This window comes from Bacterioplanes sp. CLAM21 (assembly GCF_059641015.1).
The window spans coordinates 3,400,927-3,423,876 of sequence record NZ_CM184929.1; the positions used below are offsets into that span (position 1 = coordinate 3,400,927).

Genomic DNA, 22,950 nt, shown 5'->3' on the forward strand with positions numbered 1-22,950 from the left:
TGACGCTAACAGTGCGCCTTGTTATTGTTATTTTCTGTGCGCTTATTCGAGCTTATCGACACACTCAGCGGCAGCAGGCTGTTGCCTACAACGCAGTTTCCTCATCAGCGTTAGCATGCTAGCGTGGTACACCCCTTCATCACGAAGCTGCATGCGTATCTGGCGTAACATGGTTTGATATTCTTGCTCTGCCTCAGCACTTAAATCGATCCAATAATGTTCATCAATGGCTGCGGTATCAGCAGCAATGGTACGTGCGACTCGGTCAAATTGGGCAGCAAGGGAGCGCCTAGACTGATCACCGAAGCCTGCAGGAAAACGCTCTTTGTGGGCCACTAGCTGAAAATCCAGATAGGCCAAATTAAAGCGAATAATACCGCCTTTATCCCCTAAACCCTTGTACAGCTCCAACGGTTTATACGCTAAAGCCGGTGCGTAGGCGGCATCGACATTGCCGTTATTAAACATACCGGAGAAATTAGCCGAGTTGGCTGGCACCACTGAGGCCCCCACATGATTGACCAGACGCTTAGATGGCTGATCATAATCAATGGTGGCGATACGTTTGCCTGACAGCGCTTCGACGGAATCCAGCTGACGATCACGAACAAATAGATAAATAGGCCCGGCGGGCAGAATACCCATTACTTCATAACGACCTTCGACCATATATTTTGCCGCTTTTGGGCTAGACACCAATTGCACCAGCTGCTGCATCACCTGCTCTGACGGTACCGCACCAATCGCTTCGACGCTGGCGGTAAAACGATTAAATGGGCGCGCCCGAGCGCCGGTTAAGACCACCGCATCACACTGACCTGCTTTAAAATCATCTGAGGCAATTTTTTCGTCGCTGTAAGCGCGCAGCTGTAAATCTACACCCCAGTCGAGGGCCTGGGTGCGATAGTCTTTGGCCAGGCCAAACAAACCACCTTGTGCTCCCAAAGGATCAAATACACACAATACCCGTTGCGGCAGTTCAGCCAACGCCGGGCTGCAGCAGATGCACAACCACAGTAATAATCCTCGCATTATTCCGCCCCCAACAGCTCGTCAATATCGAAGTCGGTAGAGATGCTAGGTTGTTCATCCCAAAAAGTGCCGAGCTGCGCAAAAGGCGTGCGAGAACCGGTAGCCTCGGTCCAAAGCCGGTCCGATACTGCCAAGATCTGCCGTTGCGCCATGATATCCATAAGCTGGTATTGCGGGTTAGCCGGCTGTTGTTTAAGCGATTGAGCATGACGCTGAATCGCTTCGCGCAAGCGTGTTTGCTCACCGCGACTGTCGGCAATGGTGACCTCAACCGCGTGCGCCATACGTACTCCAGCGTCAGCCGCCAGAACGCTGGCCTGCTTTAATTGCTGCCAAGGATCTACGCCATCCGGGGCATTATCCGGCAACATCACCCACACCGAGGCTTGCACGGCCTGCGGCAAACCCCACCAGCGCTGATTATCGACACACTGCATACCGCGCACCGACTTCATAGCAATATCTTTTGGCACCATAACGCTGCCTTCGGCACGCAGGTCGCTCATCACCGCTTGCACGCCAGCCAATAATCCCAGCACCCAATACAGCTCTTCGTCGTCGCTCAGTTCAGGGCAGTCTGCGCCCGGCGCACCAAACTCGGCCACCATATGCTGGTAGGCTTTAAACTGGCGTTTGGCTGCCAGAGCATAACCACGTTTTTCCAGAATTCGGGCATCTTTGGCCAGCGCGCTCTGCTGAGCATTAAATGCCCGCTGATAAGCCAAAGCGTGTTCATGGGCATCGGCCTCAGCGCAATTACCCGACATCATGTACAAAGAAATGGCCGGTAAGTGGGCTTCGTAAGTGACGTCGGAGAAAGATAACAAGGTCTCAGCCAGAGCCTGTGACTGATCGCACACCATGTTTGGATCGTCGCTGCGCATGGTAAAGGGAATGGCATAACTTTCGGTGTAATCGTAGGCAAACCAACCCGTGGTTTGATACACAGTACTGCAGCCTGACATCAACATAGCCGTTAAGGCTGCGGCACTGAGCCGAGCCAACGATGCAACATAAGAAGACATAGAGCCTCCAGAGGTGAGCGTGATTATTGTTATTGTGATGGCCGCGCTCATCTAGCTAGCAGGTAATAAGCAGCGGCGCTGTTGCTACCTTGCCAGTCTAGTGCTGACAATGCCAGTCACATTGGCCTGGCTAACCTAACCCACTGACGTTACGGCCAATGCTTAGCCCACAACAGGTTAACAAGCGCCAAAGACAGCACCCGATAATGAACTTATGTTCATGAAACCTAACGCTTGGCAAGTGCCAAACAAGTCTGCATGATGGGTTCAGAGGCATAATTGGGTACCGACCAACCGGTGCCAAGATAACAGGAGAGGTCATTGACGATCCGAAACCATCCTGCCCGGTTTCATGCTCACTTCCTTGGGTGGCGCTTTCGCTCTCTGCCCAACCTCGCACTAACGCCTGCACATATGACTGCCCTCTGGCACAGGCACAGACCTTGCCTCTATTCCCCATACCCTCGCTCTGGATGCACAGGAGACTGCAACTATGGCAGCACGCAAGTCCGACACCAAGCTGTATGTTCTGGACACCAACGTATTGATCCACGATCCGGTGGCAATACTGAACTTCGAGGAACACCAAGTGGTGATTCCGATGACGGTGCTGGAGGAACTGGATAAGCTGAAAATGGGTAAAGCATCTATTGCCACGGATTGCCGCGAAGCCATTCGCCAGATTGATCGTATTATTGGCGATGCTAGCCCCACTGAAATCGCCAAAGGCGTGCCGATTCGCCGCGCCGACGACAGCCTGCATGGCCATTTCTCTATTTTATTGGATAACTTCGATCACCCTAAACGGGCATTACCCCACGATCTGAACGACAACAAGATCATCAATAGCTTGGTGACGTTGCAAGAGAAGTATCCACGACGTGACGTTATCTTGATTACCAAAGACATCAATATGCGGCTTAAAGCCCGTGGTTGCGGCCTCGGTGCTCAGGATTATCAAAACGATCAGCTGGTATCAGACGTCTCCCTGCTGGAAACCGGCTATCACAGCTACGAAGGCTCATTCTGGGACAGCCAGCAGCAAGTACAAAGCTTTCACGATGAAACCGGCACTTATCACCGCATTCCGCGTGATGACCTGCCTGACGACTTGTACGTTAATCGCTTTATTCTCGATGACAAGGGCTTTATTGGCCGTGTCAGCGCCATTAGCGAAGAAGAAGTCACGCTGCAGGACTTGCCCTCGGAGCAATTACTACAGCAATCGGCTTGGGGGCTTCAGCCGCGTGATACAGCGCAAGCCATCGCTCTGCATCTGCTGCTCGACCCCGATGTGCACCTGGTGACCTTAAGTGGTCAGGCGGGCTCGGGCAAAACTATCTTGGCCCTGGCCGCCGCCATTGAGATGACCGTCGCCACTAATCAATTCAGACGCATTATTGCTACGCGCAGCACCCGGGGCTTAGATGAAGACATTGGCTATTTACCAGGCACTGAAGCTGAAAAAATGGAACCCTGGCTGGGCGCCATCACCGACAACCTGGAAGCACTGCACAAGGATGATGAGCACGCTCACAGCAGTGTCGACTACATACTGCAAAAAGTGCCACTGCAGTTTAAATCGCTGAACTATATTCGTGGCCGCAGCTTTCAGCACAGCCTCATTCTTATTGACGAATGCCAGAATCTAACGCCACACCAGATGAAAACCATCATCACCCGTGCCGGTGAAGGCAGTAAGGTAGTTTGCCTAGGCAATTTGGCGCAAATCGATACACCCTACCTCAATCCGGTCAGCTCTGGTCTGACCTACTTAATCGAACGGTTTAAGCATTTTCCTCAGGGTGGCACGGTCCATTTGCAGGGCTCACCACGCTCGGCGCTGGCCGAATATGCTGAAACCCATCTTTGACGATATAAAAATCCTGGACTATATAACTGGTAGCGAGCAATGCGGCAACGCCGCATTGCTCATTTTTTCAACCCATCCATCCACCCATTGCAACCGCGCAGGGAAGGCCGATTATGAGAGCACTGGCTGTTCTGTTACTGCTGGCTGGCACCGCCCAGGCCGAGGACAAAATCTACCAGCTGGAGTTCGAGACCGACTCTAACTGGACCAGCATTGAAATTCGCGACGACGCTGAGTTCGTCAATGCACCGGCCGGCGAAACCATGAACGTGTCTGCCAAAGATGGTCTGCGCTCTTATACTATTTCACCCAAAAAGATTCATTTGCGCGCCCGCACACGTGGCCAGATCAATATGAACCTGTTTGTCCGCTCAAAAAATAATGTCTTGGGCCTGACTATCTGCAAAGGCTCTGCATCCAGTTATACCTGGATCAAATCAGAGCAATCTCGGCAGAAAAATGACTTAAAAGAACGCAACCACTGTGAACCGGCTGCCTTAGTGCTAAATCTGTTTTAAAACATTACTACCAATTGGGGCCATGGCAAGCCCCAACTGGACAGTCACAACCAATATCAATCAGTGTTCGAGAATATCCTGCTTAAAATCCCCTTTAAACATAGGGATTTCATGCAGCTCTCGCTCGCCTTCCATGCGAAAGAACATGCCTGCCTGTTCTGGTGGATAGACCATCACATTTGACTGACTGCTGATCGGCCGCAGTCCACGCATCATGTCTTTGAGCTGCAGGTATATTTCTTCATAGCTGTCGCCACGAAGCTCAACTTCTACCTCAGTGGTAAAACGAAAGGCCATTTTAGCCATGGTACACCTCCGACCTTCAGTCAGGTATTTTTCGCAGCGTAGCCTAGGCGTGCTGACTAGAGCGAGTGCTTTTGCCACCATATTGCCACTTCCGCTAATGCTCCAAGGCTGACAGAGCACTGTGGTATAAGTGGCATCACACTGGAAATAGACAAAAATGACTAGACTGGCAATCAGCCAATAGCAACAAAGATGTCGCCCAGTGCTGGCATGGCTAGCCAACACCGAGCCTATTCACGCAAGTCAACTACGCCGGTTATTGGCCCACTAATGTAAACAGCTGCTAACGCTTAGGATGCTCAGGCTTGAGGGCCATTCGCCAACAGTGGTCGGGTTTCAGCGGCAAAGCCTGCACCAACTTCTGCGTAGTAGTTAAAGACAACATCAACACCCAAGGCCAGCAGCTGCTGACGTTCATCTTCATAGCGCGCTACCGCAGCAACACGGCCATCAAAGCCTGCCAGTTTTAACATCTCTAACGTGCTTAGCATTTCGACTTGAGATGGCAGCGCCAGCATAACCAGCTTCACCCGTCGACCACTGGTATTGGGCTTTAATGCCTGCTGCCAAAATTCCAGATCGTCAGAATCTCCAAGCGCCACACAAATACCTTCGTTTTTGAGCTTATTGACCCGATCACTGTCCGACTCAATACCCCATACCTGTTCAGGATAGTCGGGGGTAATGGCCTGATAAGCACCCTTACCGACCCGGCCCATACCTAAAATCAAAATCTCAGCATTCGCCGGCCGCTCAAAGGTAGGATGCACACCACGGCGTTCAAAACGATTAATAACGCTCTTATTACGGGCATAAATGTAGTGGGCGCGACGATACAAAAAGCTGCTAAGGATAAAAGATACCGACATCACCAAAGCAATGATCACCAGCCAATCTTCCGACATCCAGCCGTTTTTAACACTTAAGTGAGCGACGATTAAGCCAAACTCGCTGTAGTTGGTGAGGGCCAGCGCGGTTAAATAAGACGCCCGACCAGAAACCGAAAAGCGTGTCAGCAAATAAAAGAACAAAGCAAACTTGCCCACCAGCGCCAATAACAACATGGCCGCACTAATGGCCATATCTAAGCTTGGCAGCGCGGTAAATCCTATCGACAAAAAGAAGCCAATCAGGAACAGGTCTTTAAATCCCATCAGCGCTTTGTACAGTTCTGAGCCTTTGGGGTGGCGGGCCAACATCATACCAATGACCAAAGCGCCTAAATCGCCTTTTAACTCGACGGCATAAAATAGCTCAGAGCCGCCCAATGCCAGGAAAAAACCGAGCAGCGGCAGCAACTCACCATGCCCTGCAGAGGCTACTAAACGATTCAATAAAGGTCTGGCGAGCCACAGTAGCAGCAACGCCAGGGCCCAAACTGATGGAAGTTTGCCGGTCGATGCCACCAGAAACAGCACCGCTAAGATATCCTGAATAATCAAAATACCCAGCGCTAACCGACCATGCTTGGCCTTTAATTCCGATGATTCTTCCAGCATTTTGACGACACAGACGGTCGAGGAAAAACTCAGAGCAAAGCCAATTAACGCTTGGGTACCCAGCGCCACGTCGTAATAGTGACTAACGCCGAGCCAGGCCGCCAACATCAGCGCGGCAATAAGGAGCACGGTCCATACCGCGGTATTGATGCTCGTGGTGGCCCACACTTCAGGACGAATCAATGCACGAACATCCAGTTTTAAGCCGATGGTAAACAGCATTAGGGTAATGCCTAAGTCAGCCAAGGTTTGCAGATTAGCAGCGGGCTCAACTCCAAAAGCATGTAGACCAAAGCCTGCCAACAAAAAGCCCACTAACGGCGGCATGCCAATTTGCTTCATCGCAAAGCCACCACCGAAAGCCACCACTATCCACAAAAAATCCATCGCTACTCCACTCTTGCCAATTGCAGACTGCCTAAACGCTCGCTATGGTATCTCAGCACTGGCAGCGACGGCAGACATAACATGGACAAAAACGACGTAATTGAATTCTGGTTTGGCTCTGATGCATCGGACCATGAGATAAGTCAACGCCAGGCCGCTCTGTGGTGGCAAAAAAATCCGGCCACCGACCAACTGATTCGCGAGCGCTTTGAGCCCACACTCAAAGCACTGCTGCGCGGTGAATACCGTCAATGGCTGGATAGTGCTGATGGACGCTTGGCTGCGATCCTGGTGTTAGATCAGTTCAGTCGTAACATGTATCGTGATACCGCCATGGCCTTTACCCAGGATGCCTTGTCATTGGAATGGGCGCTGCAAGGTATTCGCCAGGGCGACGACAAGGCCGTACGCCCCATTCAGCGGCTATTTTATTATTTGCCGCTGGAGCATGCCGAAAGCGATGCTATGCAGCAACTGTGCATGAATAAGTTGCAACAATTGTGTGACGATGCACCCGCCAGCTTTCGCGCCACGGCAGAGGGCTTTCTCGACTTTGGTCAGCGCCATAAAGATATTATCGACCGCTTTGGCCGTTTCCCACACCGCAACGACCTGCTGAATCGCCCATCCAGCGTCGAAGAATTGGCTTTTTTGCAGCAACCCGGTTCTGGTTTTTGATGTTGCCCTGTCTTTGACCCGCCAGCTAACAGCAGCAGAAGTACACGCCTTAGATGATATGGACATATTGCCAGCAGAGTCTTTAATTTACCCAGCTCAGTAATGCCTCCGATCCTCCCTCACCCTCTAGTGAACTCGTCGAATAACAGAAACACCTGACTGCCATCCAATCATCGACTAAAAGTTGAGCTATCCCCCGATCAATAAAGAATAAATAGTGATCACATCTAGTCATTAAGGACTAAGAATAAGACCATCGTCTAACGAAAAATCAGTCTAAGTTATTGATTTTTAATTGAAATATATAAACCCAAAGTGTTTTAATAACCTTGTCAACACAAGGAAATATAAGGATTTATAGTGACGTTTTTCAAAAAACTAGCCGTTGTAGCGCTAGCTTCTTCTGCTGCTTTACACGCAACCAGCTCTTTTGCCAACGATGATACTGCAATCAACGCAGAACTAGAAAAGCAATACGAAATGGTCTTAAGCCAATCGCAGCCAAATTATTCTGACAAGAAAGTACTGGTCGAGAAATTCTATAAGGAATTCTTGCAACGCACACCTGATGGCGATGGCTGGAACACTTGGGTCAACTACATTCATGTCAATGGTTGCAATATCGACACCTTCAGAAAAGTCGTGAAAGGATTTACACGTTCAGCAGAATTCGAAGAAAAAATGGACGAGATTGAGGTCATCAAGGGCATCAAAGCGCATGATTCTGAACTCGTAATGAGAGTATTTAAAGGCGCTCTACATAGAGAACCTAGCAAAAGCACCTTTATTTATTACATGAAGAAACTTGACTACCCACACAACTGGAGCAGAGCCAAGTTCATCAAAAGTGTCATTCACTCCGATGAATTTAATGCCAAGGTTCAAACCGAGTGGTGTTCTTAAGACATAACCAGCCAGCAGAGTAAATTCAAATACCACAGAAAGTTACCCTGCTGGCGATTTGGTTCCTGCTTAACCGCCCTTTTAAGTAAGGGCGTTTTGGCAGGAACTTCTTTCCCATCACCCCTTTGTCGAAGCAACTGGTATAACAGCTGTTTTAACGCAGCGCCCCCTTCCTAACCTCGCCCCCAACACAGCCATAGCGCATGCCTGATAAAGCCAATAAGAGACAAGCACCACTTAGATCACCATAAAAACTGGCAACAAACCAAAACCAAACGAAATAAGCAACAATCACAAGGAATCACAGTGAAACTATTAATTAAAACTCCCATACTAATAACAGCGTTATCTGCACTTTTTTTCACAGCCAATGCCTTTTCAAATGAAACCATAGAACGGAGAGCTGAGATTGAAAGAAAGTATGACAAAGCCATCAAGAAACTAGCAACTGACTATTCCGACAAAAGAACGCTCGTTAAAAGTTATTACAAGGAATTCTTAAAAAGATCGCCCGACGAACAGGGCTGGAATGACTGGGTTAACTACATAGATGCACATGGATGTAGTGCAGAAACACTTCGAAAAGTAGTTTCAGGCTTCGCCAATTCAGATGAGTTCAACTATCAGATGTCAATGATATCCCTAATACAAGGAAGAAGCGCCTATGAGGATGAGCTCGTCATGAGACTATACCGAGGTGCGTTTCAGAAAAATCCAGAGAAAAGCGTATTTGTTTATTACATAGAACAAATGGACGACGGTTATGGTTGGAGAAAACCCTCTATTATCCGACATATAACGACATCACAAGAGTTCAAGATAAAGGCTGAAACCGAATGGTGCTCCTAAATCTCAGCCTCCTTTCATCCGCTCACCTCAAAAGATAGAACTGAAGAGAGCTTCTGCATCAATACTTCGCCCAATAGAAGGCGCAGAGTGGGAAGCTCTCAATTACCAGGGAAGCCTCAATAAAGGGTTACGGCTGCAGGAAGCTCCGTGTAAATCAAGATTCACCTCAAACTCAGAGAAGAAAGACGCAGGCCTAATGCACCTGACACGATATATAGCCGGCAGTTTAAAATGCTAAAGAGGTACGCAAATACCAGTGCAGATCACCACTTCGGTTGTCATTAAACCCGTAGGCTGCACCCGTTGTTAGCGGCAATAATAAGCGATAACCCAGAATCAACTCAGCACTTAGCTCAGCGCCTACCGACGTCAGTTGCGGCTGTGACTGTCCATCATTCCAGGCGCTGCCTTGCTCAACAAACACATTGCCATACCAGTCTGCCAGACCTAACGGCCATGTATCCCAGTTACGCTCCAGCCGCCCTAACCAGCGCGCATAAGTGAGCTGAGTTCGATAAATATTGTACCCAACGGCGGCGTTGCTATCGTATCCGCGCAAACTAAAATCATCTCGGCCGAACAATGCTTGCTCGGCAACTAAACTGCTGCCTCCCAGACGGAAGGGTTGCGCACCATCATCGGCATAGCCCGCCAGCGCAGCGACCGTTAACGTTTGCCGCCCCGGCAAATCAAACGTATGGCGCCCCTCTAACTGATAGCGATGACCGTCGTAATCACTGCGTATCACATCATTGCTTTCCACCACAGCAGCACCATAACTGCCCCAACCCGTGCCGGGAACATTCAAATAATATTGGCGGTTATCAAATGTCGTCGCCAGCCCTAGCAGACTTTCACGAATGCCACCGCGAAAAATGCGCACTGGTCCCTCTGCACTGATATAACGCTCATATTCATGGGTTAACGCCAGATGCCAACGCCACTGGTCTTCGTTTTGTGCAAACAAGTTTTGCCGAGCCAATACCAACTGATCTTCACGCCGAGTCAGCTCTGCAATGCCAACGTCATCTAGCTGATGCTGACGCTGCCAGCTCAATAACCAGCGATTATCCAGCCCATAACTGGCACTCCAGTCTACTTGCTGCTGCTTGGTATCGAAGGCCATTCGGGCGTTGTAACGATGGCGCGCCAGGGCATCCTGGCCACTGGTGGTGATACCAACATAGCTGTGCTCGTCATTGATAAACCAAAATGGCAGCCAATACCTAGGTCGTAAGGTACTCCAGGGCTGGTAAGGCTCACTGGCGTACTGTTTTGGCTCGATCCAATGGTAGTCATACTGGCCCTGCCATTGCTGCAATGAATAGGCTTCCAAGGATTCTATTGGCGCTGAGTGCAGCTCAAATCCTTGCGCCGAATACTGTTGCCACAGCACTTGTTTGCGCCACTGCAACGGTGCAAACGCACCAGTCGATACTTGGCTTAGTCGCTCCAGTGGCAGCGCATCCTCAGCTAAGTTTAACGCCCAGATGTCAAACACACCGTCATAATCAGCGCTAAAGACGAGTCGTCCATCGGCCAAAAAGGATGGGCTATTTTCTACTGCCAGACTGTGAGTCAGCGGTTGCCAATGGCCAATAAACTTCGCCAAGTCCCAACCCTGGCCACGAGGTTTGTAAGCGGCCACTATCTCGCCTGCCCCACTGACGGCCAGCTCACCTAGCACATCACCATCTTTGCCGCGCCATAGCAAACTAACCTCACCGTCCACGTCGATAGCCACCAACTCACTGCGACCCTCCACCGCTCGCGTCGCCAGCCAACGCTGCTGCTGGCGATGCCATTGCAAAGAACGCAAACGCTGGCGCCAGGTCAGCCTTTGCCACTGGCCATCGCGCAGTACAAATAAATCATTCCAGCTACGACCGTCGGCGTAACTGAGCATACGAATGGCTGCCAGCTGCTGCTGGTCCGTCAGTGCAAGTTGGCGAATGCCTTTTGCCCATGCAATAAACTTTGGCGTTTGCTCATTCTCCCTCAGCATAACCGCCGGTCGATCTTCACCATTATCTTCGACATACCACAAACGATCACCGGCACTGGCCATAGGCTGGCGACGATCGCTGGCAAATGGCCACTGTTTAGACGGGCTTTGCTGTGACTTCAGCTGCTCAATTTCGTCGGCAAAGCGCTGTTGCAGCCAAGGCTTAAAGTCGTCCCATATGCCCTGCAACGGCTGCCCAAAGTAGGTGCGTAACGTTCGATCTAATAAAAAATATTGCAACAGCTGGCGAGAATAGCCATGCAAATAATTTTGCACCGCTTGCTCACCATATGTTTCCACCAGATACTCAATAAAATACGCGCCGTATAAATAGGCGCGATTACTTGGCCGCTGACGTTGGGCGACGATCACTGAGTTCATATCATCCAGTTCGCCTGACATAACCTCAGCACGCATCTGCATGCTGTAGTAACTGCCTTGCAGCCGACCAAAGCCCTGTTCCTCATGGGTTTCCAAATACACAGCCAAGCCTTCTAGCAGCATGGATGGCGTAAATGCATGGGGAAAGAATGACAAAGGAGGTATAGGCCAAAGACCCACACGACCAAATAGATCGCGTCCTTTGGCGACCACGCCTGCCTCTAACTCCATATGCAATACATGCACATATTCGTGGCGAATCAGGCTTTGCAGCCAATCGTCATTATGCTCGAGCGACGTCACCTGCTGCGGAGGGGAAGCAAATAGGCGTATTTGGGCAAACGGCAGTGGTGTTGCCCAGCCATTGGAAAAGTCATAGTCATCAACAATGACCATATGTGTGCGTTGCTCTGGAGCGGCATTAAAAAAAGGCAACAACTCGCTATGCACTTGTTCTGCAATGGTCAATGCCCGCTGAGCCAGACCTTGATGACGTGATAAATAATGCACCTCAAAATGTTCAGAGCCGCTGCTCAACCACTGCTCACCATCCGTATCCCATGCCACCGACTGAGCGTGGCTATGGCAGCTAATAAGCACTAAACAGAAACAAAGAAAGAGGCGCATGACATCCCTGAATCAAGATAAAGGTGCTCTCGATCATACGATCAAGCGCCACATTTGTCTGCTACACCATCCCTTGTCTAAACGATTCAAGGTCAGGTTAAGTTGCTGCTAGAGTATAGGTAGCTATCTGAAGTTGGAGGTTGCCATGCCCTGGTCGGATCATCATCGTCGCTATGCACGGCACAACCTGCAAATTAATCAACAATTTCTCGCGCAGTGTCTGACATTAGAACAGCCGCTGCACAGCAAATCACTGCAACTGCCGTTTGACTCTCTACTTGGCAGCTGGAACCACCTTATCTGTATCGATTTACTCTGGTTGAGACGATTGATGCCTGTTTACCCGATATTGGAAGAACTGCACGACTGGCCAACACTAGCAGACAATGGCGATAGTGGCGTCGACCTGCTACCCAAGCAACACCCATACAGTGAGCTGGCAAGGTTGCAGCCAGCCAGACAACAGCTCGATGATCTGCTGATTCGCTGGTGTGATTTATTACGCCTGGATGACGCCAAAGCTATTGTCAGTTACGGCAAAGAACTCGAGAACAGCCTGGGATTGGATCGTGTATTGCAGTTTCTGTTTGACCACCATAGCCATTGTCGCGGACAAATCGCTGCCGCACTGTCTATGTTAGACTGCCCAACCGGCGGAGATACCTACCTGTTATTTGATGCCTGACAGTCACTCTGGACACAGGCCTTTGTCATCGGCTTGTCCAGCGCATAACTTTGGCTATGATGTCGCCTCTTTTTTGTCTAGCGGTATGACTATGTCCGTCGAGGTTATCTATCAGGACGATCATCTGATCGCCATCAACAAGCCCAGTGGCTTGCTCGTTCACCGTAGTGAGATTGATCGCCACGAAACTCAGTTTGCGCTGCAGTTGGTACGTAATCACCTCGGGCAGCGCGTATACCCGGTGCATCGTCTGGATAAACCCACATCAGGTGTATTGCTCTTTGCCCGCTCGTCAGATATTGCCAGCCTTATGGTTGAGCAATGGCGCCAACAGAGCGTCAATAAGCACTATCTAGCCATTGTTCGTGGCTATATGCCTGCCGTGACTGAGCTGGATAAAGCCTTGGTACCGCCGGTGGACAAGTACGCCCGCCATGAACGCATTAAACCGGCACAAGAAGCCCGCACCGACTTTTACTGCTTGGATACCATCGAACTGCCCATTGCTATCGATAAATATCCACAATCACGCTACTCCCTGGTTGAAGCTCTGCCCCACACCGGACGCAAACATCAGATACGCCGGCATTTAAAGCACTTAAGCCACCCAATTATTGGTGATGCCAGATACGGTAAAGGTCGCCATAGCCGCTACTTCCGCGACCATTTCGATGCCGGCAGGTTGCTACTGCATGCCTGGCAGCTAAGTTTTCAACATCCAATCAGCCAGCAGAACATAGTCCTAGAAGCGCCCCTAGATGAGTGCTGGCAAGGGTTGATTCGCCGTTTTAACTGGCAGCAAAGCCTGCCAGCAGCGACATTAATGGCTGCAACTATGGAGAGTTGTGAATAACACGGTGCATGCTTTTCCAGCCAACGCCAATTGTTCGTCATCGTTTTTCCACACAATTCTGTCACCGCCTTAACTGAAGGCTAAATCATTCGCCAATTCAAAGGGTTAGAGATGCTTCTGCAGTACATCAGGAGTGTCGTACTAACCCTCTATAACAAGCCTAAACAATAGATTGCATGTGAATAACGCCAAATTTACGCTCTAAAAGGCGCAAAACGCCTAGATTGAAACTTGACTTACCTGCTGTTCCACGTCCCGTGTAAATAAACTGACAGTTTCCCACAGATTCTGTGGATAATTCTTTGGATATTCTGTCGGAAGATGGATCGAATGCCCATGAATCAAGGCCCCTTCACAGATTGGTTGTTTTTTAACCAATTGAGAAAATCTATATTTTTCAAAGAGATAGCAGACACCAAAGAAGCATTAAGAGGTTTTATAGAAGAACAGCTGGAAACTGAATAGCGTCAGGCCATTTGTGCATAAAGAGGCCAAGGTCAAGTCTTTTACGCCTCAAAAGCGGGCTTTTTTCGGCACCTTGCGCGCCATTGTTGTGCAACTAATCCACCGATTCTGTGGATAAAACTGTGCAAGTTTTCTTTAAAACCTGATCTAGCCCGCATAAACACTGGCCTAGACTCAGTTTGTCTGTTTTTCAGACAAAAAATCCTTAAAAATCAATAGGTTGATTATTGATCAGCTATTTCATACGACGCTATAACACGCTGTGCGTTTGCCTTCGCACCATGACTGACACCACCACCAAATCAACAAGGAGCCTTTACAGCGGTGATACAAGGAAAGGGAAGCGGGCTGGTAAACCACCAGCCCAGAGGAAATCGATTAAACAATCATTGAGCTAACCGACCTACAACCGTAAAACCAGCGCGAAGAGAATCAGTTAAACAATCGCTGTGCTAACTGATCAGCAGGCATATAACCCGGGAATAAACGCCCATCTTCGGTAATAATGGCAGGCGTACCATTTACACCAAGCCCTTGCCCCAGTTCATACTGCGCTGCTACCGGAGCACCGCAATCTTTGCTAGACGCCAACATAGATTCCATTTGCTGGCGCATATCATCAAATTTCTGCTGCGGCTTAGCATCACCGCTACGCATACGTTGAGCCAGCATTCCCAGCTCACGCTGCGTGCTCTTCATAACCGTCATGGCTTCTTTACGGTCATCCTGGCACCAGACATAGTTGATCTTACGATAAGAATCCGTCAATGCGCCCGTTTGCGGGTTTTTAACGCCGGCACGTGGATAAGCCAAGTAGCGCACACTGATACCCAGCTCGTTCAAACGCGGTATTTCCTGATGCAGCTTTTGACAATAGCCACAGTCGATGTCGGTAAAGACGTTAATCAGACCCTTTTGCTCACCTTCAGCAGCAAAGAACACAGTTTTATCATTACTCACAGCCGCCAATTGCTCAGCACGACGAGGGTTTAAGCGACTTTGGGTGATGTTCACCGGGCCAGACTCGGCCAATTGATAGAGCTCATCACGATAAATAAAGAAGCTCATATCCGGGGTCATATGTATGGTTGAACCATCGACCAGGATTACTTCCAGCATCTGGCCAACGGCGACCGGGGCGACTTCCTTGACTTGTAACCTAGGACCAAATGCATTGACTAGGCGCTGCTCTATCTGAGACTTTTGTTGCTCCTGCGTAGAAACCTTAGTTTCTGCTGCCCATGCCGCGGTGCTGAGCGTTAAACCCATTACGGCAGCCAGAATTGTTTTTTTCATGAAGTACCTTTTAACCTTAAAAGACAGGCATAGAGTTCACCGTCATTATGCACATCTATAGCGACAATCACGAGCCAAACAGTTAGAGCAGCACCAAACAGAGAAGTTCCGCACAAGCGAGACCTATAGAAATCGTCAGACATAAAAAAAGCGGACCCAAGGGCCCGCTTTTTCACAGCAAACATCAAAGCAAAAAGGCTTATACCTTTTCTTTGATACGTGCAGATTTACCGCTACGCTCACGCAGGTAGTACAGTTTCGCCTGACGTACGTCACCACGACGCTTAACAGCGATGCTGTCAACCAACGGGCTGTGAGTTTGGAAAGTACGCTCAACGCCAACACCGTGAGAGATCTTACGCACAGTGAATGCTGAGTTCAGGCCACGGTTACGCTTACCGATCACCACGCCTTCGAACGCCTGCAGACGCTCACGGTTACCTTCTTTTACTTTAACCTGTACGACAACGGTGTCACCCGGGCCGAACGCTGGCACGTCGCTTTTCAGCTGTGCGTTTTCAATCTGCTGAATGATTGAGTTCTTGTTGCTCATTTGTATGCTCCTTAACAGTCTGAAGAGGCTTGCTCGCGCTCGCTCAGATACTCTGTCAATAACGTTTGTTGCTCGTTGTTCAGTTCCAGTGCGTCGAGTAAATCTGGTCGCCGCTCCCAGGTGCGTCCCAGCGATTGCTTTAATCGCCAGCGCCGGATTTTTTCGTGGTTGCCACTGAGTAACACCTCTGGCACCACACGTCCCTGATACTGCTCAGGGCGGGTGTAATGTGGACAATCCAGCAGCCCATCCATAAAGGAGTCCTGCTCAGCGGATTGATGGTGACCTAACACATCAGGCACCAGGCGAATGACAGTATCCATCAAGGTCATGGCTGCCATTTCACCGCCACTTAATACAAAGTCTCCAATCGACCACTCTTCATCGATCTCGCTCTCAATGAGGCGTTCATCAATGCCTTCATAGCGCCCAGCGACCAAAATCAGCTTATCCTGTTGCACCAGCTCCAAAGCGCCTTGCTGATCCAGCTTGCGCCCCTGTGGTGATAGATAAATCACCTTAGCGGGTTTTCCTGGTTGCTGATCTGCCGCTTGTCGGGCTGCCACTATGGCTTCTTCCAGGGGCTGAATTTTCATCAACATGCCTGGCCCACCACCATAGGGTCGATCATCAACGGTTTGATAGTTGTCGTAAGCGTAATCTCTGGGATTCCAGCAGGTCACACTGACCTTGCCCTGCTTCACTGCCCGACCACTGACACCATGCTCAGTCAGAGCACGGAACATGTCGGGAAACAGGCTAACAACACCAAACCACACCGTTTAAAAATCCGGATCCCAGTCCACCTGGATTTGACCTTGCTCCAGATCGACCTCAAGAACAATCGCTCCGACAAAAGGCACCATACGCTGACGACTATCAATGCTGTCAGTGGTGCTGCTGATAACCATGACCTGGTTACCACCGCCGGAATCAAACAGTTCTTTCACCTGCCCCAGCAACTGACCATCGGTGTGAAACACCTTAAGGCCCTGCAACTGGAACCAATAATGTTCATCTTCATCGAGCTCAGGCAGATCTGCGGTAGGAACGGCAATCTCGACCTGGGACAGCGCCAGCGCTGCATCCCGATCGTTGACACCTTCCAGTGCCGCTACCAAGCCTTTGCCCTGAGGTTTGCCTTCACGCACTTTTATCGTGTGCCACTGGCCATCAATGTTCACAAACCAACTGGGGTAATCAAAAATACTGGCCATGGGGTCAGTGTAGGAATACACCTTAACCCAGCCTTTCACCCCAAATGCGGTGGTAATTTTTCCCAGAACGGTCAGGTCCTGTGCCGCCGCATGCGCTGTCGACATGATTTACCTCTTAAACAGAAAGCCCGACTTACGCCTGTGCTTTCTTAGCGTCTTTAAGCAGCTTAGCGACGCGATCAGTTGGCTGAGCACCTTTGCCCATCCAGTACTCAACACGTTCCAAATCAACACGCAGACGCTCTTCTTGGCCACGAGCAACCGGGTTGAAGAAACCCACACGCTCGATAAAGCGACCGTCACGAGGGTTACGAGAGTCCGCTACATTGATGCTGTAAAAAGGACGTTTTTTAGAGCCACCACGGGCCAAACGAATAACTACCATAAAAAAGATCTACTCCGATCGTTTTATCAAGCGGGAACATCAGACCGACATTGCCAGCAATGAAGGTGTCCGAACATCCCGGTGGCGGGTTTTAATATCGCCCACCGTTCAACATCTCTCCCCAGTATTCATGCGGCTTACGCCCATAAACACTGAGAAAAGGCCTAAAAAGGGTGGCGAATTGTATGCGTAAACGGCCGCCGAGTAAATGTTTACGCCATCTTGGCGCGACTGGATGGCTGTTCTGAGCCGCCTGATTCGCATAAATGTCGCATATGACAGGAAAGCTGTCCGCTCGTTTGGATAGGCCCAGCACCTACCATCGCCAAACCCCATCGCCAAACCCACGCCCCACACACTAGGGCCATGACATTGCGGAGAATGCTGCCAATACCTTGTATAAACGCCAACAGCAAGATAGCTTGTACTATCGGGCTACAGCAGCTCAGCAATCAACATGAGCTGCTGTTCGCGCCGCGGCGAAGGCGTGAGACGCTTAGCGCCCCCTTTGCCGAGATCCCGGGTGATGGCTTGCCTGCCCTTGTTGAGCAGGATCGAAGGCCCACCATTTCAATGACAGCAAGGAGACAGTCATGTCGAAGAAGAAGAAAGCCGATAAGAAAGTGGTAACCCTGAAAAAAGCCATCAAGGCGCGTAAAGAAAAAATTGCCAAACACGAAGGCAAGCTGAAGAAACTGAAGAAAAAGCTGAAAAAAGCGGCATAAAGGCAAGGCTCCTACGGGAGCCCATTTTTGGCTCTGCCATCAAAGCCCACTGGCAATAACAAGTCGTAAGCGAAAACGCCCCCGCAGCTGGGATCAAGATTGAGTTGCCTGCTCGCAAGCGTCGTAAACTGAGCAACAGCAGTTATCGGGCAATCAAATAATATTTACACATTCCTGTCTGTTAACAATAAGGCGATGACTTATCATCACCACCCTATGATTAACAACAATCTTATCCCCGAAAAACAAATACGAGCCCATTACAACAGCAAGACAATTCGAGTGTATCAGGCATTTAACCAAGCCATAGCCGACTCAGCACTTGAACATGGGAAATTTCAATCGCCGCCATTTAAAATGGAGCGCATGACCTGGATTAAACCATCGTTCTTATGGACCATGTACCGTTCAGGCTGGGCAAAAAAAGACGACAATCAGTGCCGAATTTTAGCAATAGACATTTCAATTGAGGGATTTCTTTGGGCACTGAAACACAGCTTGCTGAGCCACCAAGCAAAACATTTCCAGTGCCAGCACACTTGGCAACAGCTCAAGCAAAATACGCCAGTGCGCATTCAGTGGGATCCAGAACGTGACCTTGAGTTACAACCACTGCCCTATCGAGCCATTCAAATTGGCCTTAGCGGCGATGCCGTTGAGCGTTATGTGCATGATTGGACCCAACACATAGAAGATGTCACCGAGTTATCAATGACAATCCACCAGCATGTACTTAAGGGTGAGCGAATAAAAGCCGAGCGTTTACTGCCAACAGAGCGTTGCTTCGATATCAGCTCTGAACTTGAGCAACATTTATTGAGCTAAAAGTAATGCTCGAACAAAAGCCTTATATTGCTCATCACCTCTCTGGATATATTCACACCAGCCAAAGCGCCTTAATCATAGGGTGTTAAAGCGGTCTAACAAGGTGCCTCAGCACGAGGCACCCGCTTATCAATTAGTCCATCACCCTAAAGCGCTGGCCGCCCATTTGAATGTCCATCCAGTCTGGTTTGATCACCTGAATTTCGTCTTCTGGTCGCACCGGCTTCGCTTGCGGCTCGTAGTTATGCACCTGCACATCATGACTGTGCCACTGCCCATTGTCAGAATAATACAGGGTTAACTGCTGACCATGAGCATGATGCCCGAGCAATAAGAATTCCTGCTGACCGTCTGCATTGGCATCCAATGGCTGTAATCGCCAGGCGGTTGCCTGTTGGCGCCACTGGTCGCCCGACAAATCTTGCTGAAGTTTGTCAAGCAGTTCAGCCGGTGCCTGCTCAGAGCCATTGATGGCTTGCTGTACCAGCTCGGGGCTGGCTTTATCCTCAGTTCGGTGTAGTCGCTGATAAATGCTTAACGCCATGGCTGGATGCCTTTGTTTTAGCTCCTGTTGCAATTGCTGCAGTGCCAAAAATCCGGGCCGTGCTAGATCGTATTCCAAATAATCGAGATCCAATTCAACTGCCTCTATACTGCCGCTCTGCCAGCGGGCCAGTTGACTGTTAACAGCCTGCTGGCGTAGATCCAGCAAAGGGCTGTTAGCCAATACCAGGATCAACATAAGCAACAGCGCGACCAACAAATTAATACGGCCAATGTGCTCTACCCAGTGCTGGCGCCAACGCAGCCAGCTCAATGCATAGCCCACCGCCAATAACGCCAACATAGCCCAAATGATGAGCCCCCATTGCCGAGTCACCGTTAATCCGTACTGACTAATGCGCTCAGACAAGCCATACACACTAATCAGGCTGTACACCGGCATAATTAACAACGCCACCACAACCACAGCCTGTATACGGCGACTATAGGGCTGAGATATGTGACTTAAATACACACTATTGAGCAAAAACAACACCAATGCCTGCAAGCACAAAATTAACGTACTTCCACCTTTATTCCATAAAGCCTCCAGACCGGTAAAAGGCAGCGAAACGGCGAATAAAATGGTGATAACCGACACTAATATCAGCAACAAACGCATTAACGAGGTGTGCAAGTGCCCTAACGCCGTAAATACCGATTCACGCTCGCGCAGCAGTAAAATAGCCACTGTATTGGCTAATGCCAAAGCCGGATAAAGAAACCAGCTTTCACTAAATAGATTTTCAAAAAAATCGATACCAATTGCTTCAAACAATGCCGCCCACAGTAACAACAGCGCCACCACCGCCAGTACAAATAGACCGGCACAGCCGAGCAATAAAGCATAGTGCCAACTGCTGCTAACACGCTGCCGATTAACAGACAAGTCGGTTCGCCAGCCCGTCTGAGCCAAGACAAGGGCGATAAAAGAAAGCAGCATTACGCTCAACACCAGTTGCGCCGTGGCACCGCCATCTCGTACTTGCTCCACTGGCTGTAATTGAGAGCCGGTGTAGGCACTGATGGCAGTCACTAGCAATAGTAAGGCCGTACTCCAGCTCAATAAGGCTCGTTTGTGAATAGTGCCAAACAATAAAGTGATAAAGAGTGGAGCGACCACACAGATCGCGTAAGCGGCATATAAAACAGGATGGTGCGTTGCAGGCCAAGCCTTGGCTTCGAGAGACTGTTGCAACCCATATAACAAAACACCTTGAAACAGGGCAAGCAACATCAAGCCATAGCGCTGTGATACAGAAAGGGAGGAAGTAACGCTTGTCATACCATTCCTTGAATAAAATGTGAGCGTTTTACCAGTCGAGCACGGCTAACTGCAGTACTCTTGTGAGTATGAAGATTTTATATATACCTCAAATCGTCCTATTAAGTCTGGCCCTATCCGCTTGCGGTGGATCATCCAGTGGTGGCAGCGGTGGGCACGACGACAGCCAGACACCGCCTGCTGAAGACAGTACGGGCAATGACTCCAATAGCGGCGATAGCTCAGGATCTGGAGATGCTGACTCTAACTCTGATGGCTCTGACGACAACTCAGGTTCAAGCGACAATACCGATTCCGGCGATACAAACTCCGGTGGCTCTAACGACACCCCAGACTCCGGTGATACTGACTCTAACTCTGATGGCACTGACGACAACTCAGGTTCAAGCGACAACTCAGGCTCAGGCGACAATACCGACTCCGGCGATTCGAACTCTGGTGGATCTGACGACAGCAATACTAACAATCCTTCGATAGCCTGCCTGCCAGAATGGGGGCAGGAAATGCTCGACAGTCTCAACCAGTACCGCAGTCAGACTCGCCAGTGTGGAGATGACACTATGCCTGCCGTCGGCCCACTCAGCTGGCAGTGCCAACTGACCACGAGTTCACAAGCCCATGCTGATGATATGGCCGACAATAACTTCTTTTCCCATACCGGCAGCAATGGCCTGAGCATGCGAGACCGTATCGATGCTGCGGGCTATCAGTGGTCAGGCATAGGAGAAAATATCGCCGCCGGTTATGCAAATGTCAGCAGCGTGATGGACGGTTGGATGAATAGCCCCGGCCACTGTCGCAATATCATGAGCGCCACCTACACCGAAATAGGCGCAGCCTTGGTAAAGACCAGCACGGCTGATTATCCGACCTATTGGGTGCAGAATTTCGGCCGCCCCCGTTAAGGATTAACGACCGACTTTTATAAGGCTCCGCTAAGGAGCCTCGGCGGACGCCGTAGCGACCTGATTGCGACCGCCAGCCTTGCCTCGATACAAGGCTTCATCTGCCCGAGCCAGCAGTTTTTCCAAACTGTCGCCGGCTCTGAGTTCAGCAATTCCTATGGTTGTACTGACCTTCAGTGGCTGCCCATTGGTATCCACCTCCATCTCTAGCAGGCGTTGACGAATACGTTCCGCCACCACTTTGGCTTCACTCGCTGCCGTGCCCGGCAATAACAGCAAAAATTCTTCCCCGCCCCAGCGCGACACCAGATCTGCGTGGCGACTCGATTGCAACAGCAACTGCGCAAAGGCTTTCAGTACATCATCTCCGGCCTGGTGGCCATAACTGTCGTTGATCTGTTTGAAATGATCCAAATCACACAATAAAGCAGCCATAGGTTTTTGCAGGTTCTGCATGTGCTCTATTTCCGTGTGCGCCAGAGCACTTAAGCTGCGCCGGTTATGCAAACCCGTTAGCGGATCCGTCGTGGCTAAGTGTTTCAACTGTCGTTCATTGTGAACCACCAGGCGATAATACAGCCAAGCCAGAAACGCCATAATCACCAGCACAGCGACCAGATTAAAATAATACAAGCTATCCAGTACTGCGGCGGGCATATAAAAAGTGGCGTCCGCTTGGCGCAGGAAATAGTCCATCAATACATAACACGCCACCATCGCCACCACAGCTGGCATCTTGGTGCGGGCATCATTTAACGGACTCACCATCATAACGGGAGGGATCAGCATTAAATAGAAGTGAAAACCACTGTTCCAGCCCACCCCAAATACTGCCAGCAGAGCATGGGCAATGATTTCAACCACCACTAAGCTCCAGGCAAAAAAGGTATTGCGATCACTTCGCATTAACGCAAATACCAGCCCATAGAGGGCTACGCTAAAGACGTTGACCAGGGCCAACCAAGGAACATTGTGCCAGTAAAACAAACAGCCAAAGGCCACGTGGGTAAGGCCAGCCACCACAGCCACCTGCTTCATCAGGGTTCGAAACAAGCGATCGCTGCCTTCCTCATCGGCAGATGTCATTACGGCAGCTAACTTCATCACAGATCGTTTTCTGGCCAGGCTCT

The 22,950-nt window shown here is 50.0% G+C and carries 23 protein-coding genes; 11 read left to right on the forward strand and 12 right to left on the reverse strand.

Annotation, left to right across the window (positions count from 1 at the left end; genetic code table 11):
* Nucleotides 1–42: 42 nt before the first annotated feature.
* Both AC55FS_RS15615 and AC55FS_RS15620 read right to left on the reverse strand, forming a co-directional pair.
* Entirely contained in the window at nucleotides 43–1,032 is a 990-nt protein-coding gene (locus tag AC55FS_RS15615) for a putative solute-binding protein (RefSeq protein ID WP_496933189.1), read from the reverse strand.
* Entirely contained in the window at nucleotides 1,032–2,057 is a 1,026-nt protein-coding gene (locus AC55FS_RS15620) for a hypothetical protein (protein ID WP_496933190.1), read from the reverse strand. Before AC55FS_RS15620 ends, AC55FS_RS15615 begins: the two co-directional genes overlap by 1 nt.
* 493 nt (nucleotides 2,058–2,550) lie before the next feature.
* Between AC55FS_RS15620 and AC55FS_RS15625 the strand changes: the two genes are divergently transcribed.
* Both AC55FS_RS15625 and AC55FS_RS15630 read left to right on the forward strand, forming a co-directional pair.
* On the forward strand, nucleotides 2,551–3,930 hold the full coding sequence (locus AC55FS_RS15625; RefSeq protein ID WP_496933191.1) for a PhoH family protein: 1,380 nt from the start codon (nucleotides 2,551–2,553) through the stop codon (nucleotides 3,928–3,930).
* 113 nt (nucleotides 3,931–4,043) lie between these two features.
* Entirely contained in the window at nucleotides 4,044–4,448 is a 405-nt protein-coding gene (locus AC55FS_RS15630; RefSeq protein WP_496933192.1) for a hypothetical protein, read from the forward strand.
* Between the two features lie 60 nt (nucleotides 4,449–4,508).
* Here the strand turns inward: AC55FS_RS15630 and AC55FS_RS15635 are convergent, their stop codons facing one another.
* Together AC55FS_RS15635 and AC55FS_RS15640 are read right to left on the reverse strand one after the other, a co-directional pair.
* A complete protein-coding gene (locus AC55FS_RS15635; protein WP_496933193.1) occupies nucleotides 4,509–4,754 on the reverse strand; it encodes a hypothetical protein in 246 nt (81 codons plus the stop codon).
* A gap of 299 nt (nucleotides 4,755–5,053) precedes the next feature.
* On the reverse strand, nucleotides 5,054–6,640 hold the full coding sequence (locus AC55FS_RS15640; RefSeq protein WP_496933194.1) for a cation:proton antiporter domain-containing protein: 1,587 nt from the start codon (nucleotides 6,638–6,640) through the stop codon (nucleotides 5,054–5,056).
* An 81-nt stretch (nucleotides 6,641–6,721) separates the two neighbouring features.
* Here AC55FS_RS15640 and AC55FS_RS15645 point away from each other — a divergent pair, with 81 nt between their 5' ends.
* The 3 genes from AC55FS_RS15645 (at nucleotide 6,722) to AC55FS_RS15655 (ending at nucleotide 9,070) form a co-directional block, all read left to right on the forward strand.
* Nucleotides 6,722–7,318, forward strand: coding sequence for a DUF924 family protein (locus tag AC55FS_RS15645; RefSeq protein ID WP_496933195.1), 597 nt, complete (start codon nucleotides 6,722–6,724; stop codon nucleotides 7,316–7,318).
* A 360-nt stretch (nucleotides 7,319–7,678) separates the two neighbouring features.
* Nucleotides 7,679–8,221 (forward strand): DUF4214 domain-containing protein, encoded by a 543-nt coding sequence (locus AC55FS_RS15650; protein ID WP_496933196.1) that lies wholly within the window; start codon nucleotides 7,679–7,681, stop codon nucleotides 8,219–8,221.
* A 306-nt stretch (nucleotides 8,222–8,527) separates the two neighbouring features.
* Complete coding sequence (locus AC55FS_RS15655; protein ID WP_496933197.1) at nucleotides 8,528–9,070, forward strand: DUF4214 domain-containing protein; 543 nt, start codon at nucleotides 8,528–8,530, stop codon at nucleotides 9,068–9,070.
* A 226-nt stretch (nucleotides 9,071–9,296) separates the two neighbouring features.
* On the opposite strand, the gene AC55FS_RS15660 is transcribed toward AC55FS_RS15655, so the two are convergent.
* Entirely contained in the window at nucleotides 9,297–12,023 is a 2,727-nt protein-coding gene (locus AC55FS_RS15660) for a TolB family protein (protein WP_496933198.1), read from the reverse strand.
* Between the two features lie 205 nt (nucleotides 12,024–12,228).
* Between AC55FS_RS15660 and AC55FS_RS15665 the strand changes: the two genes are divergently transcribed.
* From AC55FS_RS15665 to AC55FS_RS15675, 3 genes are all read left to right on the forward strand, one after another.
* Entirely contained in the window at nucleotides 12,229–12,768 is a 540-nt protein-coding gene (locus tag AC55FS_RS15665; protein ID WP_496933199.1) for a DinB family protein, read from the forward strand.
* Nucleotides 12,769–12,859: 91 nt separating this feature from the next.
* Nucleotides 12,860–13,621 (forward strand): pseudouridine synthase, encoded by a 762-nt coding sequence (locus AC55FS_RS15670; protein WP_496933200.1) that lies wholly within the window; start codon nucleotides 12,860–12,862, stop codon nucleotides 13,619–13,621.
* Nucleotides 13,622–13,957: 336 nt separating this feature from the next.
* Nucleotides 13,958–14,086, forward strand: coding sequence for a hypothetical protein (locus AC55FS_RS15675; protein WP_496933201.1), 129 nt, complete (start codon nucleotides 13,958–13,960; stop codon nucleotides 14,084–14,086).
* A 432-nt stretch (nucleotides 14,087–14,518) separates the two neighbouring features.
* On the opposite strand, the gene AC55FS_RS15680 is transcribed toward AC55FS_RS15675, so the two are convergent.
* From AC55FS_RS15680 to rpsP, 5 genes are all read right to left on the reverse strand, one after another.
* Nucleotides 14,519–15,382: a DsbC family protein gene (locus AC55FS_RS15680; protein ID WP_496933202.1), complete on the reverse strand. Its 864-nt coding sequence runs from the start codon at nucleotides 15,380–15,382 to the stop codon at nucleotides 14,519–14,521.
* A 199-nt stretch (nucleotides 15,383–15,581) separates the two neighbouring features.
* Entirely contained in the window at nucleotides 15,582–15,935 is a 354-nt protein-coding gene (gene rplS / locus AC55FS_RS15685) for a 50S ribosomal protein L19 (RefSeq protein ID WP_496933203.1), read from the reverse strand.
* Between the two features lie 11 nt (nucleotides 15,936–15,946).
* Nucleotides 15,947–16,714: a tRNA (guanosine(37)-N1)-methyltransferase TrmD gene (gene trmD, locus AC55FS_RS15690; RefSeq protein WP_496933204.1), complete on the reverse strand. Its 768-nt coding sequence runs from the start codon at nucleotides 16,712–16,714 to the stop codon at nucleotides 15,947–15,949.
* A 3-nt stretch (nucleotides 16,715–16,717) separates the two neighbouring features.
* The gene (gene rimM, locus AC55FS_RS15695; RefSeq protein WP_496933205.1) at nucleotides 16,718–17,257 is read right to left on the reverse strand and encodes a ribosome maturation factor RimM; all 540 of its coding nucleotides are present in this window, start codon (nucleotides 17,255–17,257) and stop codon (nucleotides 16,718–16,720) included.
* A gap of 28 nt (nucleotides 17,258–17,285) precedes the next feature.
* Complete coding sequence (rpsP, locus tag AC55FS_RS15700) at nucleotides 17,286–17,537, reverse strand: 30S ribosomal protein S16 (protein WP_094060205.1); 252 nt, start codon at nucleotides 17,535–17,537, stop codon at nucleotides 17,286–17,288.
* Nucleotides 17,538–18,130: 593 nt separating this feature from the next.
* Here rpsP and AC55FS_RS15705 point away from each other — a divergent pair.
* Both AC55FS_RS15705 and AC55FS_RS15710 read left to right on the forward strand, forming a co-directional pair.
* The gene (locus tag AC55FS_RS15705; RefSeq protein WP_496933206.1) at nucleotides 18,131–18,262 is read left to right on the forward strand and encodes a hypothetical protein; all 132 of its coding nucleotides are present in this window, start codon (nucleotides 18,131–18,133) and stop codon (nucleotides 18,260–18,262) included.
* A 195-nt stretch (nucleotides 18,263–18,457) separates the two neighbouring features.
* Entirely contained in the window at nucleotides 18,458–19,087 is a 630-nt protein-coding gene (locus AC55FS_RS15710; protein ID WP_496933207.1) for a DUF4291 domain-containing protein, read from the forward strand.
* A gap of 133 nt (nucleotides 19,088–19,220) precedes the next feature.
* Here the strand turns inward: AC55FS_RS15710 and AC55FS_RS15715 are convergent, their stop codons facing one another.
* On the reverse strand, nucleotides 19,221–20,915 hold the full coding sequence (locus AC55FS_RS15715; RefSeq protein ID WP_496933208.1) for a DUF4153 domain-containing protein: 1,695 nt from the start codon (nucleotides 20,913–20,915) through the stop codon (nucleotides 19,221–19,223).
* A 68-nt stretch (nucleotides 20,916–20,983) separates the two neighbouring features.
* Here AC55FS_RS15715 and AC55FS_RS15720 point away from each other — a divergent pair, with 68 nt between their 5' ends.
* A complete protein-coding gene (locus tag AC55FS_RS15720; RefSeq protein WP_496935978.1) occupies nucleotides 20,984–21,820 on the forward strand; it encodes a CAP domain-containing protein in 837 nt (278 codons plus the stop codon).
* A 30-nt stretch (nucleotides 21,821–21,850) separates the two neighbouring features.
* Here the strand turns inward: AC55FS_RS15720 and AC55FS_RS15725 are convergent, their stop codons facing one another.
* Nucleotides 21,851–22,924, reverse strand: coding sequence for a GGDEF domain-containing protein (locus AC55FS_RS15725; RefSeq protein WP_496935979.1), 1,074 nt, complete (start codon nucleotides 22,922–22,924; stop codon nucleotides 21,851–21,853).
* Nucleotides 22,925–22,950: the final 26 nt, after the last annotated feature.

Excerpts from the sequence above, each read along its gene's own strand:
- AC55FS_RS15715 (WP_496933208.1), bottom strand. The coding sequence starts at position 20,915 with ATGACAAGCGTTACTTCCTCCCTTTCTGTATCACAGCGCTATGGCTTG.
- AC55FS_RS15705 (WP_496933206.1), top strand. The coding sequence starts at position 18,131 with ATGTCGAAGAAGAAGAAAGCCGATAAGAAAGTGGTAACCCTGAAAAAA.
- rpsP (WP_094060205.1), bottom strand. The coding sequence starts at position 17,537 with ATGGTAGTTATTCGTTTGGCCCGTGGTGGCTCTAAAAAACGTCCTTTT.
- AC55FS_RS15680 (WP_496933202.1), bottom strand. The coding sequence starts at position 15,382 with ATGAAAAAAACAATTCTGGCTGCCGTAATGGGTTTAACGCTCAGCACC.
- AC55FS_RS15670 (WP_496933200.1), top strand. The coding sequence starts at position 12,860 with ATGTCCGTCGAGGTTATCTATCAGGACGATCATCTGATCGCCATCAAC.
- AC55FS_RS15725 (WP_496935979.1), bottom strand. The coding sequence starts at position 22,924 with ATGAAGTTAGCTGCCGTAATGACATCTGCCGATGAGGAAGGCAGCGAT.
- AC55FS_RS15635 (WP_496933193.1), bottom strand. The coding sequence starts at position 4,754 with ATGGCTAAAATGGCCTTTCGTTTTACCACTGAGGTAGAAGTTGAGCTT.
- AC55FS_RS15630 (WP_496933192.1), top strand. The coding sequence starts at position 4,044 with ATGAGAGCACTGGCTGTTCTGTTACTGCTGGCTGGCACCGCCCAGGCC.
- AC55FS_RS15720 (WP_496935978.1), top strand. The coding sequence starts at position 20,984 with ATGAAGATTTTATATATACCTCAAATCGTCCTATTAAGTCTGGCCCTA.
- AC55FS_RS15675 (WP_496933201.1), top strand. The coding sequence starts at position 13,958 with ATGAATCAAGGCCCCTTCACAGATTGGTTGTTTTTTAACCAATTGAGA.
- rimM (WP_496933205.1), bottom strand. The coding sequence starts at position 17,257 with ATGTCGACAGCGCATGCGGCGGCACAGGACCTGACCGTTCTGGGAAAA.
- AC55FS_RS15625 (WP_496933191.1), top strand. The coding sequence starts at position 2,551 with ATGGCAGCACGCAAGTCCGACACCAAGCTGTATGTTCTGGACACCAAC.
- AC55FS_RS15620 (WP_496933190.1), bottom strand. The coding sequence starts at position 2,057 with ATGTCTTCTTATGTTGCATCGTTGGCTCGGCTCAGTGCCGCAGCCTTA.
- AC55FS_RS15615 (WP_496933189.1), bottom strand. The coding sequence starts at position 1,032 with ATGCGAGGATTATTACTGTGGTTGTGCATCTGCTGCAGCCCGGCGTTG.
- AC55FS_RS15640 (WP_496933194.1), bottom strand. The coding sequence starts at position 6,640 with ATGGATTTTTTGTGGATAGTGGTGGCTTTCGGTGGTGGCTTTGCGATG.
- AC55FS_RS15710 (WP_496933207.1), top strand. The coding sequence starts at position 18,458 with ATGACTTATCATCACCACCCTATGATTAACAACAATCTTATCCCCGAA.
- AC55FS_RS15665 (WP_496933199.1), top strand. The coding sequence starts at position 12,229 with ATGCCCTGGTCGGATCATCATCGTCGCTATGCACGGCACAACCTGCAA.
- AC55FS_RS15645 (WP_496933195.1), top strand. The coding sequence starts at position 6,722 with ATGGACAAAAACGACGTAATTGAATTCTGGTTTGGCTCTGATGCATCG.
- rplS (WP_496933203.1), bottom strand. The coding sequence starts at position 15,935 with ATGAGCAACAAGAACTCAATCATTCAGCAGATTGAAAACGCACAGCTG.